The sequence below is a fragment of the uncultured Roseovarius sp. genome (assembly GCF_947259555.1).
Lineage (GTDB): Bacteria > Pseudomonadota > Alphaproteobacteria > Rhodobacterales > Rhodobacteraceae > Roseovarius.
Genome location: NZ_CAMYMD010000047.1, coordinates 18,636 through 30,822 on the forward strand (window position 1 = coordinate 18,636; position 12,187 = coordinate 30,822).

General features: G+C 62.8%; 9 protein-coding genes. 8 read left to right on the plus strand and 1 reads right to left on the minus strand.

All coding sequences use genetic code 11. The features are described from left to right. Positions 1 to 18: 18 nt before the first annotated feature. Positions 19 to 822, minus strand: coding sequence for a glycosyltransferase family 2 protein (locus tag Q0X85_RS08000; RefSeq protein WP_297771196.1), 804 nt, complete (start codon positions 820 to 822; stop codon positions 19 to 21). A 78-nt stretch (positions 823 to 900) separates the two neighbouring features. Between Q0X85_RS08000 and Q0X85_RS08005 the strand changes: the two genes are divergently transcribed. From Q0X85_RS08005 to Q0X85_RS08040, 8 genes are all read left to right on the plus strand, one after another. Next, positions 901 to 1,818, plus strand: coding sequence for an N-acetylneuraminate synthase family protein (locus Q0X85_RS08005; protein ID WP_297771198.1), 918 nt, complete (start codon positions 901 to 903; stop codon positions 1,816 to 1,818). A gap of 113 nt (positions 1,819 to 1,931) precedes the next feature. Then, positions 1,932 to 2,987: a flagellin modification protein FlmD gene (locus Q0X85_RS08010; RefSeq protein WP_297771200.1), complete on the plus strand. Its 1,056-nt coding sequence runs from the start codon at positions 1,932 to 1,934 to the stop codon at positions 2,985 to 2,987. Next, positions 2,984 to 4,120, plus strand: coding sequence for an ATP-grasp domain-containing protein (locus tag Q0X85_RS08015; RefSeq protein ID WP_297771202.1), 1,137 nt, complete (start codon positions 2,984 to 2,986; stop codon positions 4,118 to 4,120). The genes Q0X85_RS08010 and Q0X85_RS08015 overlap by 4 nt, the downstream gene beginning before the upstream one ends. Continuing rightward, complete coding sequence (locus tag Q0X85_RS08020; protein WP_297771203.1) at positions 4,117 to 5,010, plus strand: NAD(P)-dependent oxidoreductase; 894 nt, start codon at positions 4,117 to 4,119, stop codon at positions 5,008 to 5,010. Before Q0X85_RS08015 ends, Q0X85_RS08020 begins: the two co-directional genes overlap by 4 nt. A gap of 37 nt (positions 5,011 to 5,047) precedes the next feature. Continuing rightward, entirely contained in the window at positions 5,048 to 6,934 is a 1,887-nt protein-coding gene (locus Q0X85_RS08025) for an asparagine synthase-related protein (RefSeq protein ID WP_297771205.1), read from the plus strand. Positions 6,935 to 6,954: 20 nt separating this feature from the next. Further along, positions 6,955 to 8,025, plus strand: a complete 1,071-nt coding sequence (gene pseI, locus Q0X85_RS08030) for a pseudaminic acid synthase (protein ID WP_297771207.1) — start codon at positions 6,955 to 6,957, stop codon at positions 8,023 to 8,025. Positions 8,026 to 8,032: 7 nt separating this feature from the next. Then, positions 8,033 to 10,972, plus strand: coding sequence for a hypothetical protein (locus Q0X85_RS08035; RefSeq protein ID WP_297771208.1), 2,940 nt, complete (start codon positions 8,033 to 8,035; stop codon positions 10,970 to 10,972). Beyond that, on the plus strand, positions 10,969 to 12,159 hold the full coding sequence (locus tag Q0X85_RS08040; RefSeq protein ID WP_297771210.1) for a tetratricopeptide repeat protein: 1,191 nt from the start codon (positions 10,969 to 10,971) through the stop codon (positions 12,157 to 12,159). The genes Q0X85_RS08035 and Q0X85_RS08040 overlap by 4 nt, the downstream gene beginning before the upstream one ends. The last annotated feature ends 28 nt before the right edge of the window (positions 12,160 to 12,187 follow it).

The following is a 12,187-nucleotide window of genomic DNA, read 5'->3' on the forward strand; positions in this document are numbered from 1 at the left end:
GACGTTAACGCCGCCGGGCTACCCTCTGAACAGCCGCCGTATCAGGTGGCTGCTCAGGCACCAGGCCGCGCGCAGGCGGCTCAGTCCCGCGTGATCGCGATACACCCGCCACGTGGCCCGGATCGACCGCAGGCGGCTCGATGACAGCGAGCCCTGGGTCACGTGATAGACGGCCAGCGGCTCCTGTAGCCCATGGGCGGCATCTGTACGGGTCAGCAGATCGAGCCACAGCGCGTAATCATGCCGCCGCGACAGGTGCGGCATTTCGATCTCTCCCAGCAGGGTGCGGTCGCATATCGCGGTGAGCGTGCCGATGACATTGCCGCATAGCAGTTGCTCGCGTGTCACCTGCGCCGGAACCCGCACCTCGTGGCGGTGCCCCTTGCGCATCCGCCAGAACCCGCTAAAGGTCAGCGCCAGCCGGCATTCTTCCATCCAGCCCAGCTGGCGGGCAAGCTTTTCGGGCAGCCATTCGTCATCGGCATCCAGAAATCCCAGATAGCGGCCCCGGGCCTGCGCGATGGCCCGGTTACGGGCCGCCGCGGCGCCACGGGGATCGCCCTCCTGACGTGCCAGCGGCCGGATCCGGGCGTCGTCCCGGGCAAGCTCCCGGGCCAGGGTGAATGTCGTGTCGGTAGAGCCATCATCGGCAATGATCAGCTCCCAGTCCTGCCGGGTCTGGCCCTGAACCGAGAGCACCGCGCGGCTCAGATGGGCATCGGCGTTCCGGGCGGGCATGATGACCGAGATGGCGGGGGGCTGGACCGCGGCGGACCGGGCGGAGGACAAAGGAACCGCGGTGGTGCCAGAGCCGTTTGACACTCTGCGAGGGACGGGATAACGGTATCGAGGATCGTTTCGCTGCAATACGCCATTCCACTACTTTAGGTGTTAGAAAACATGACTCAAGCCTTCCCGCCGACCCAAGTGATTGCGGAAATCGGGTGTAACCACAAGGGCGATCTGGACATCGCCAAAGAACTGATACGGGTTGCAGCACATATATGTAAAGCCGATGTTGCGAAGTTTCAGAAGCGCCACAACCGCGAGCTTCTGAGCCGGGAAGAGTACGACAGGCCCCACCCGGTTCCGGAAAACGCGTATGGACCGACCTATGGCGCGCATCGCGAGTTTCTGGAATTCGACCTGGATCAGCATCGCGAGCTGGTGGCGGCTTGTGAGTCAAACGGGATTGCCTATTCCACTTCGGTCTGGGATCTCTCCTCGGCCAAGGAGCTGGTGTCGATCAACCCCACGATGCTCAAGATCCCGTCTGCGACAAATCAGCATTTCGAGTTGCAGGGGTATCTCTGCGAACATTTCGAGGGCGAAATCCATGTCTCGACCGGCATGTCCACCAGAGAAGAGATCGCCGCGCTGGTCGCCTTCTACAAAGAGCGGGGCCGCGCCCGGGATCTGGTGATCTATGCCTGCACGTCAGGCTATCCGGTGGCCTTCGAGGATATCTGTCTTTTCGAAATCAAGTCGCTGATGGAGCAATTCGGGGACCAGGTGAAGAGCATTGGCTTTTCCGGGCACCATCTGGGCATTGCCGCGGATGTCGCGGCACTGGCCGTCGGCCGGTTGATGGAGGCCGAGGGTAAGGGGCGGTTTTCCCATATCGAGCGGCATTTCACACTTGACCGGACCTGGAAGGGCACCGACCATGCGGCCAGTCTCGAGCCTGACGGTCTTCGGCGTCTCTGCCGGGATATTGCCAATGTGAACAAGGCGCTGGCCTTCAAGCGCGAAGATATATTGCCGGTTGAGCAGGTCCAGCGCGACAAGCTCAAATGGACCGCCGGTTGCGGCGAATGAGCCCGCCGCCCGTCCGTCTCCGTGTTTGGGGACGGTGCATCACGTTTTACAACCGCGGCCTCCGGGTCGTTTTTTAATGACCAGGCGCCTGCCGGCCGCATAGGTGACAGCCAATGACTGGCACAGTGATTTTTCGGTGCAATGTGTCCGCCCGTGTCGGGGTGGGGCACCTGATGCGCTGTCGCGAGATGGCCCGCCACCTCGGAACGCTCGGCTGGCAGTCGGTCTTGCTGGGTCCGCCTGACATATTGCGTGATCCTGTTGATGCGGACCTGTTCTGTGCATGGCATGCGGTGGACGAACGTGGCTCGTCCGACGAGGATGCCGCCCGACTCCTGGCGCTTTGCGAGGCGCATGGCACGCGCTACGCGGTAATGGACGATTATCGTATCGATCCCGGCTATCAGACAGTGATGCGCGATGCCGGGCTGCGGTGGCTGCAACAGTTCGACGCGTCGCGGCCCTGGATGTTTCAGCCCGACCTCTTGGTCAATGCCAGCCCTTACGAGACGCGCGCGCACTATCTGCCCTGGCTGGTGGAACCGGCGCGCACCGAGACGCTGTTCGGGCCGGCCTATGCGGTGCTGCGTCCGGCCTACACCACTGTGAGCGCGCGTGCGGATGGCCGCACGGTGCGCCGCATATTCGTGGGGTTCGGTGGCGGCGACGACCGGGGCGCCATAGATCAGGCCCTGCGCGTACTGGCTGGCAAGCTGGGGCCCGAGGTGACATTGGTCATCGTCTCCGGCTCCGGCAATCCGCGCCGTATCGCCCTGGCCGAGGCGGTGGCCGCCCTGCCAGCGGGACAGGCTGAGTTTCACGTCAATCCGCCGGATATCGCCGGGCTGATGCAGGGCTGTGATCTCGCGCTGATCGGCGGTGGCACAATGAGCTATGAGGCGGCCATCTGCGGCCTGCCGATGATATTTGTCGGGCTTGCGCCCAATCAGGAACGGCCCTGCCGGGGCTGGCAGGACTTGACGGGCGCGCCGTTTCTGGGCCTGTTCGAGAGCGTAACGGATACGCATCTCTACACGGCGGTCGCGGCGCTGGTCGAGGATGATGACCGGCGGCGTGCCATGGCGTCAAAGGGCCGGGCCTTGGTAGATGGACAGGGGACGCAGCGGCTGGTCGAGGCGCTGCTCGAACGGGAAAGAGAAGAGACATGAGTGCACAAAAGACCATTCTCGTGCTGGGAACCAATGCCGGTCAGGCGGATCTGATCCGGCACATGAAAGAGCGCGGCTGGCGGGTGATCGGGGCCTCTCCGGTCATGGGAGAGCCGGGGCAGGCGTTCTGCGACGTTGTAGAACCGGTCAACATTGTCGATCTCGACGCGCTCGAGGCCGTGGTGCATCGGCATGGCGTCGATCTGGTCTATTCGATCTCCTCCGACGTGGCGATGACATCGGTGGTGGCCCTGTCCGAGCGCATGGGCCTGCCGCATTTCTACGACAGCGCCTTCATCGACCTGCTGGATGACAAGGCCGCCCTGCGCGGCTTTCTGGCCGAACACGATCTCGGCCCGGTGCCGTTTCGCAAGCTGTCGGGCCCGGACGAGGCCGCAGACTGGGATCACTTTCCCTGCATGGTCAAGCCCACCGATGCGCAGGGCCAGCGCGGCGTTGTCCGGGTGGACCGGTCCGAGGATCTCGCCCCGGCGATCACCGCTGCCGTCGGGTTTTCGCGCAGTCGGCAGGCGATCGTCGAGGGCTTTCTCGACGGGGTGGAAATATCCTGCAACGCGATGGTCTGCGGCGGCGAGATCCGCATGAAGGTGCTGTCAGAACGGTTGGTCCACGGGCCCCATGCGCTTGGTGTGCCGCGCGGACATCTGGTGCCCTGCGACGATGTGAGCGAAGCCAACCAGCGCGCGGCGTTGACATTGGTCGATGGTATCATCGCCGCTTTGGGAACCCGCGACGGGGTGCTTTATTTCCAGATGATCGTGACGCCGGAGGGCCCCCGCGTTGTCGAGATCGCGCCGCGTCTCGATGGCTGTCACATGTGGCGCCTGATCCGCTTTGCCGAAGGCGCGGACCTGATCGGGATGGCGATGGACTGCCTGACCGGCGAGCGCGTGCCGCAGACACTGGCCAATGGCGGCGAGGGCGATCGCCACCGCCCGATCAAGGAGCTGATGTTCCAGCAGATGGCACCGGGCGCGGCATTTGACCCCGGCCCGTTTCCGGTTCCGGATGATGCAATTCACCATGAATACCGGTATGCTGCCGGGGAAATCGTGCGGCCGGTCAATGGCACGCTGGACGTTGTGGGGTATTACGTGCGGGAGAGGACATGAGTACGACTATCGCCGTCACCGGCGCTTCGGGGTTCATCGGCAGCTATCTCTGCCCGGCGCTGGAAGAGGCCGGACACCGGGTGCTGAGGCTCGGGCGCGCCACGCCGCAGGGCGCGGACGACCGGCAGACCGATTATTCCCGGAGCAGCCTGATCGCGGCGCTCGATGGCGCCGATGCCGTGGTGCATCTGGCCGGGCGCCGGATGACCCGCGAGGACGCGCCGATGGATATCGGGCCGTTCTGGCCCTCCAACGTGGTCGCCATCGCCGATCTGGTGGCGGCGGGCCGCGAGGCGGGGCTGTCGCGGATCGTGCTGGCCTCGACCATTGCCGTCTATGCCCCGGTCTGCGGTCTGCCCTACCGCGAGACCGCGATTCCCCGTCCGATCAATGCCTATGCGTTGTCGAAATACATGGCCGAGGCGCATCTGGAGATGCTGACCCGCGCCAAGGGCCCGTCCGCCGTGGCGCTGCGCTTTGCCGCCGTCTATGGCCATGGCGAGAAAGGCACGCCCGCGCTGATGAAATTCGTGCGCCAGGCGCAGGCGGGCGAGACCATCGTGCTGACCGGCAATGCCGATTACCGGATCGATCAGCTTTATGTGCGCGACGCGGTCTCGGCCGTTCAAGCGGCGCTCGCCTCGGACGCGCAGGGCGCCTATAACATCGGCGGCGGCCGCGCCCTCCCGGTGGGCGAGATCGCCGAGACCGTCAACGATGTCTTTGGCAACGCGGGCAACATCCGATACGACACCGACAGCGATGCGCCGATGCCCGAAACCTGCATGGCCCTCGACGCCGCGAAGACCGATCTGGGCTGGCGCCCGGCCTTCGATCTGCGGGCGGGGCTGGAAGATTTACGTAGAAGCGCCGCAGGTAGTGATGTCTGACATTTAATTTAAGATTGATTTGGAGGACTAATTCAGCATGTTTTCAAGAGTGTATAAAAAGCTTCGAGCTTTGCGTGGTGGTGTAAAACAATCAGGCCGGATGGATATTGCGACCAAGCCGGTCGAGGATTTTCTGGTTTTTCGATCATCTCATTCGAAGGTATCCAAGCGGGTGAGCCAGATTTTCGGCGCCCCAATGCACAGCACCCGAAACCTTACCCTCAGGCAATATACGTCTCACAGTCTCGATGAGCATCTTGCAAAGGAAGGCCGATTCTCGCTTGGTAATTATATCTTGCTCGACAACGGCCCCGGATTTTGCCGTATCATCTCGTCACCAGGCTATTGCGGCGGCTATTTCTATGCGAAGGACGGCGTGTTCGTGGCGGGCACGACATTGGTGGATGTCCTGCGTCAGATCCCGACGCGTATAAAGATGGATCCGTTCGGGATCTCGTTTTTTCTGTCTCACGCGCCCAACAGCAACTTCCAACAACTGCCCTTTTCAACCATGTTTGAGGATGTTTATCGCTTACCGCCAGGGGCCGTAATCGAATTTGACGGCGGTTCGATCACAGCAAACTACAATTATATGTCCATGGCATCGCGGTTGACACCCCCACGGTCCTTTGAAAGCGCGATGCATGAAGTGTCCGCTCGGCTTGGCGAACACTATCGACGTTTAGGTGTCGATAAGGTTGGGCTCATGTTTTCCGGGGGTGTCGATAGCCTGATTATCTATTTAGGCCTGCGAGAGTATTTTCCGGCCGAAAAAATTCGGTGCTTCACTGTCGAGCATTCCCAATCAAACGGCCCGTCACGAGCCCTTCCGATTGCAGAACGACTTGGTTTTGAGCTTGAAGTTGTCCCCGAGACTGTTTGGAACGAAACCGATGTCGTCTCCAACACTATCGAGATGATGAAAAAGGACCTCACAGGCACGCGAAGCCCGCATATGGCGTTGTTGGCAAATAATCTGAATGACATTGATCTTCTGCACGGGCAGAATATGGATGCACTCGTCAATATTCACATGGAAATTCTGCAAAGTAACCTTGATCTTGGCTTCCTCAGTCGATCAAAGGCGCACTCAGTTATAACACTCGAAGGTGTAAACCGTCAGTTAGGTGGCTTCGTTGGCAATCTTCAACTGACTGATGCCTATCTGGAGGATGAGGGATTTCAACGTATCTCGGCTGATTTTTACGCACTAAAGCACTCCCCGGCGAAACCTGATCCAGAACCTGGCAGAGATGGCATGATTCGTGGAATGATCTCTCATCAATTCCCCAACATTTTGTCACGGTCCGATTTCCCATCTGATCAGATGGCTGGGCTCAATCGTGAGTTGGCCCTTTTCCGTGAGCACGCGGGACATGATCTATCCCCACGCATGGCGCTCGATATGATTAGATATCTCACCTATTGTCACCTTTCCGGGAAACGTCTTTCATCACTTCCGATTGGCCAAAATTCGCGTGCTGTACTCGTTTCTATGTCGGGGCCACTGCTCAGCTACTATTTGGGTAAGCCTCGCACTATGCGGGATGCCAGCATGCCCAAGCGTGAGATATATGGATTGACCGCAAAGTTGGCGGGAGATCGCTACAGACAACTCACCGAGGGTAAAGGACCGAATATTAAGCGCAAAAGAGATTTGTCCTCGATGCACGAAATCATCCGCCAAAGCCGGGCCCGTCTAGGAGCGAATACCGCGCGGGTATTGGCAGCCATCGATGACGAGCCCACCTTGTCATATGTGCGCAAGATACATGCGACGGTAAGTGGAGCCAAAGATCTAGATCATCTATCGAATTTCCAGCTTGGTCAGGCTATAAAACTACTGAACCTGGAACTCATTCTTGACAATGCGGCGCAATCCGGCGTGGAAGATGCCGCGCTCGAGGCCTCGTCGGCAGCCTAACAACGTTGAAAGCGATCGATATGCTCACACTCCGCCAAGCCCTAAGCCACTCCCACGGCATCGCCGACGATGGCAGCCCGTTCATCATCGCCGAGATGTCGGGCAATCATAACCGCTCGCTCGACCGGGCGCTGGCCATTGTCGATGCGGCCGCCGAGACCGGGGCCGATGCGATCAAGATCCAGACCTTTACCGCCGACAGCATGACGCTGGATCTCACCGAGGGCGAGTTCACCATCACCGACCCCAAGTCGCTGTGGTACGGGCGCACGCTGCATGACCTCTATGAAGAGGCCCACACACCGGCAGACTGGCACAAACCGATTGCCGACCGCGCCAAGGAACACGGGTTGCTCTTCATGTCGACGCCGTTTTCCGAGGACGCGGTGGACCTGTTGGAGAGCCTTGATGCGCCGCTCTACAAGATCGCCTCCTTCGAGGCGGTAGACCTGCCGCTGATCCGCCGTGTGGCCGAGACCGGCAAGCCGATGATCATCTCCACCGGCATGGCGACTGCGGTCGAGATCGGCGAGGCGGTCGAGGCGGCGATGGGCGCGGGCTGCACCAATCTGAGCCTGCTCAAATGCACCTCGTCCTACCCGGCCAGCCCCGAGAATACCAACCTTGTCACCATGCCGCTGATCGGCCAGACCTTTGGCGTCAACTTTGGCCTGTCGGATCATACCATGGGCAATGGCGTGGCGGTCGCGGCCACCGCGCTTGGCGGTTCGGTGATCGAAAAGCACTTCATCCTCGACCGTTCCGAGGGCGGCGTGGACAGTGCCTTTTCGCTTGAGCCTGATGAATTCACCGCCCTTGTCACCGAATGCAAGCGGGCGGCGCAGGCGATGGGCGAGGTCTGGTTTGGTGGCACGGCCTCTGAACAGGCCGGGCGCAAAAAGCGCCGCTCGCTCTATATCGCAGAGGATCTCAAGGCCGGCGATCTGCTGACACCACAGACCCTGCGCCGTATCCGCCCCGGGCTGGGGCTGGCCCCGCGTCATTACGATGTCTTGCTCGGGCGGCGCGTCGGGCGCGACGTCAAACGCGGAACCCCGATGAGCTGGGACCTTCTGGACGCGGAAAGCTGATCGCCGGATGAAGGGACTGACAACGCGCCTTCGTCCAAGCGGGCTCGCGCGCGTGGCCCGCCGCTGTCTCAAGCCGCTTGTCGTCGCCGCGTCGCGCAATACCCGCCTGCTCCAGACGGTGGCGCGGGTGGCCGATCTGCTTGGCGCGGCAGACCGGGCCGCGCGCCTGCGGGCCGTGCGGCTCCGCCATCTTGCGCCGCAATATTTCGAGACACGAGACCTGAGCGGCGTGCTCGGGCTCATGGCGGAGATGGAGCGCACCGGCCTTGCCATGCAATTCTCCGCAGGCCGGCTGCTGGCCGATGAACTGGTCACCGCCAGCGGCCGGGCGCGCCTGCTCGATGCCGCGCGGGAGATCCGCGAGACCTCGCCGGACAGCGCCTTCGTGAGCCATGTCGCGGCGCTCTGTCAGGCGATGGAGGAGGATCACATCGCCGCCGGACAGGCACTGATCGCCGAGATGAACGACCCGCCCAAGGCGGCCAAATGGCTGAGGGCGCGTCGATTTCGGCTTCTGGAACAGAGCTGGCGAATCGTGGATCTCATTGCGCGGGAACGCATGGACTGGGCCGACGAGGCCGGAGGCTACGACGCGCTGGCGATATCCCCGCCCCAGACCTCGCGGCTGGGTCCGCTTGAGGGGGGCGAGCGGGTTCAGTCCTTCAAGGAACATGCCCTGCAAGGGCGGATGCGGGACACCTATCTCGATATCTGCATCGCCGAATTCAACAGGGCTGACAGCCTGCCGGCGCGCCTGGCGGCGATTGAGGCGATGGTGCGGACCTCGATACGGCATAGTCCGGATTACTCGGCCTCTCACGCCTGTGCCGCGCGTCATCTCGACGGGCTCGACTCCGAGATCGCAACCTTGTTCCGCCCGCCCCCCGACAAGGCGGCGGCCGAGGCACAGGTTCTGACGCTGTGCACGCTGCTCTTGCTGGCGCGGCGGCTCGACCGTCCGGCCTTGGCGGCACGGATCATCGCACGGGTCGAGGCCCTGTCGCAGGATCCGCTGTTTCTGCCGGTGCTCTGGCCGGTGCCCGCGGCGCTGGCGCGCGATCCTGCCTGTCTGGCACACGCTGAACGTGTCATGTCGCGGATCCGCCACCAGCCGCCCCGCATCAACCGCGATGTGCAGAATTTCTTTCGTTGGGCGCAGCTTGCGCAGGACGATGCCGGCGCAGAGGCGTTCTTTGCGGCACTGTCCGAAACGATGCGGCGCCGGGCGGGCTGCCTGTATTATGTCAATATCCTGCAGCGGCAGGGCCGGTTCGAGGAGGCCCGCGCGCTGTTGCGCGATATCCACGGGCAGGCGCTGGCCAATCCCTCAAAGGTCAATGCCGTGACCAGCCATGGCATGATCAAGCGCGCCGGAGAGCTCGATTTCCTGATCGAGACGGCGCGGATCTGGCAGAGCGTGCCGCAGCCGACCGACGTGCAGGGCCTTGTGGTGATCCCCGCGCGCAACATAGATGCCTTGCGCCGGTATCCCCTGATGGTCCTGCTGGAGCTCAAGCGCCGGGGCTGGGCGGTGATTCCGCTGGTGCAGGGGCTTTTGCCATTCCAGCCCACCGGCCGCCCCGAAATCGACCTCATGGCCGGGGCGCTCACGCCGAACCAGCACCTCACGGCTGCGGCCGAAGCGGCGTTTCCCGCCCTGACCGGTTTCGTGGCGGACCCCGCGCAGGGGCGGCTGCTCTGGAACGAGCTGGATTTCTCCCACGCCGTCTGGGAGGATGCGGCGATCAACCGTCGCCGCTACGACATTTGCTATGACTGTCCCGAACTGCAATCCTATCTGGGCATGCTGATGGGCTGGACGGAGCTATTGGCCCGGGCGTTGCACTATGCCCATGATCTGGAGCGCGCGGGTGGGCCGCCGGTGATGCACATGTCGCTGTTCAACGCGCGCCTGCCCGATGCGATCTACGCCGCCTATGGCCGGGCGCATGGCGATCCCGAGCGGTTCTTTCATGTCCATGTGGCCAATGGCTATCAGAACTATTTCACGAATTTCAGCACCAACATGTCGCATCGGTTCGTGCTCCGCAATACGACCAGGGCCCGCGAGACCCGCTCGGCGTCTTTTCCGAGGCCCGCCAATTTCGACCGCTATCTCGCCGAGGCCCAGCCCGAATTGCCCCAGATCCGCGCCCGGTTTGCCAATACGACGCAGGTCCGCCGCTCGACCGGCGAGGCCGAACCCCGCCCCCCCGAGGCCGAGGCGGCCCTTGCGCGGATCCGGGACTGGAAATCACGCGGTGGCCATGTGGCCTGTGCGTTTGGCAAGGTGGTCTGCGACAGCGCCGTGCCCTTTGACGGCGGGCCGGTGCATCGCTCGATGAAGGACTGGATCAATCATTGCATCCGCGCTGTCGAGGGCAGCGATACCCTGCTTCTGATCAAGCCGCATCCGCATGAGCTCAACAACCAGATCGCTACCTTCCTCACCCAGTATTTCACCGATCTTTTCGACACGCCACTGGGCGACAATGTTCTGGTTCTGGAGCATCGCTGGTTCGATATTCACGACCTGGAGGACATCGTCGACCTGGGTCTGATCTACAACGGCACCACGGCGGTGGAGATGGGGCTTTTGGGGATACCCTGCCTGCTGTCGGGGCATTTCGCACCGATCGACTATCCGATTGGGCATCCGGTCGTGGAAACGGCCGAGGACTTCGAGGCCGCGCTGCGCTTTGAGCGTCCGGTCGAGGCCGCCCCCGATCTTGCCGACCGCGCCGCGATATGGCTCGATTACATGGCCAGCGAGACCTTCACCCTGCCCTACCGGTATCACGCGCGCCCGGTGACCAATACGGTGATGTATCCCCCCTGGTGGGTGGCGGAAGATCTTGAGCGCTACCGCAAGACGGGCGATCCTGCGGTGCAGACCCTTACCGACCGCGCTCTCGGGGTCGGCGGTGAACCGGGAGAGAGGCCATGAGCCATCTCGCAGGCGATGCTGATCAGGCGGCTGTTCCCGCACCCTATCCTTCGGCCCTCTCCGGGCCGTCGTTTCATGTTCTGCCCTCCGATGACCCGAATGCCCGGCGTCTGGTGATCTTCTTTGCCGCCAAGGATCTGAGTTTCGACCGGTTCAACTTTTTCCAGCTTGGCCGCGAATTGCCCGAGCACCGCATGTTCGTCAACAATGGCAGCAATGACTGGTATCAGTCCGGAGTGCCGGGGCTGGGTGCGGATTTCACGGACTGCGTCGCCATGCTGCGGGCCTGGCAGGGCGCGCTCGGGGCCGCCGAGATCTGCACCGTGGGCACCTCGATGGGGGCCTATGGGGCCATTCAGTATGGGGCAGCCCTGGGTGCGCGGGTTCTGGCCTTCGCCTCCGAGTCCCGTCTGGGCATGCCGCATAGCCGCAGCGCCCGGTACTACACCGCCAGCACGCCGCCCGTCTGCCCTGATCTGAGGCCTGCCCTGACCAAAGGCACGGCCGACGTGACGCTTTTCGTCGGAGAGCGTGACCCGGTGGATCTATGCGCCGCCAGCGAGCTGGCGGCCATGCAGGGGGTCCGGGCCTATAGCCTTGTCGGATGCGCCCATATCGTGCCGACATTTCTGTCGCGCCAGTCGCGGTTGGGGCCGCTGCTGCGGGCCTTCGTCGCGGGAGAGGCTCTGCCCGATCTGCCGGCCATGGGGCGCGCGCTGGAGGTGCCGGGATATGTCGCGGCCGTCCGCGAGGCTCATGAGGCCGCGCAAGCCGCCGAGTGGCCTCTGGCCGGGACCGCCGCGCGCCGGGCGCTCGGCCTGCTGCCGTTTGGCGAGGCGGCGGAATTTCTCCTCGGACAGGCGCTCTTGCGGCAAGGGGCCACGGCGGACGCGGTCGATCTGCTGGCGCGCAACGCGCTCAGCCAGCCGCCGGATGACAACGAGGCCCTGTTGTTGCTGGCCGCGGGATTGCGACGCCTGGGATGTCTTGAGCGTGCGATGCAGGTCTACCAACGGATGCTGATCTCCGATCCGGGTGAGCACCGGGCGCTGTTTGGCCTCAGCATGATTCACGAAAAACAGGGGAATATAGCACAGGCGATGGCGCTGATCGCCCGTGCCTTGCGGATCAACCCCAGACACGGGGCTTACCGAAAGCGATACAAGGCCCTCCGCGCACGGCGCTGACGGATATCGGGCCCACCGATCCGCGGAC

Bases quoted from the DNA above. Each gene is read 5' to 3' on its own strand.
- Q0X85_RS08005 (WP_297771198.1), top strand. From the start codon at position 901: ATGACTCAAGCCTTCCCGCCGACCCAAGTGATTGCGGAAATCGGGTGT.
- Q0X85_RS08010 (WP_297771200.1), top strand. From the start codon at position 1,932: ATGACTGGCACAGTGATTTTTCGGTGCAATGTGTCCGCCCGTGTCGGG.
- Q0X85_RS08015 (WP_297771202.1), top strand. From the start codon at position 2,984: ATGAGTGCACAAAAGACCATTCTCGTGCTGGGAACCAATGCCGGTCAG.
- Q0X85_RS08020 (WP_297771203.1), top strand. From the start codon at position 4,117: ATGAGTACGACTATCGCCGTCACCGGCGCTTCGGGGTTCATCGGCAGC.
- Q0X85_RS08025 (WP_297771205.1), top strand. From the start codon at position 5,048: ATGTTTTCAAGAGTGTATAAAAAGCTTCGAGCTTTGCGTGGTGGTGTA.
- pseI (WP_297771207.1), top strand. From the start codon at position 6,955: ATGCTCACACTCCGCCAAGCCCTAAGCCACTCCCACGGCATCGCCGAC.
- Q0X85_RS08035 (WP_297771208.1), top strand. From the start codon at position 8,033: ATGAAGGGACTGACAACGCGCCTTCGTCCAAGCGGGCTCGCGCGCGTG.
- Q0X85_RS08040 (WP_297771210.1), top strand. From the start codon at position 10,969: ATGAGCCATCTCGCAGGCGATGCTGATCAGGCGGCTGTTCCCGCACCC.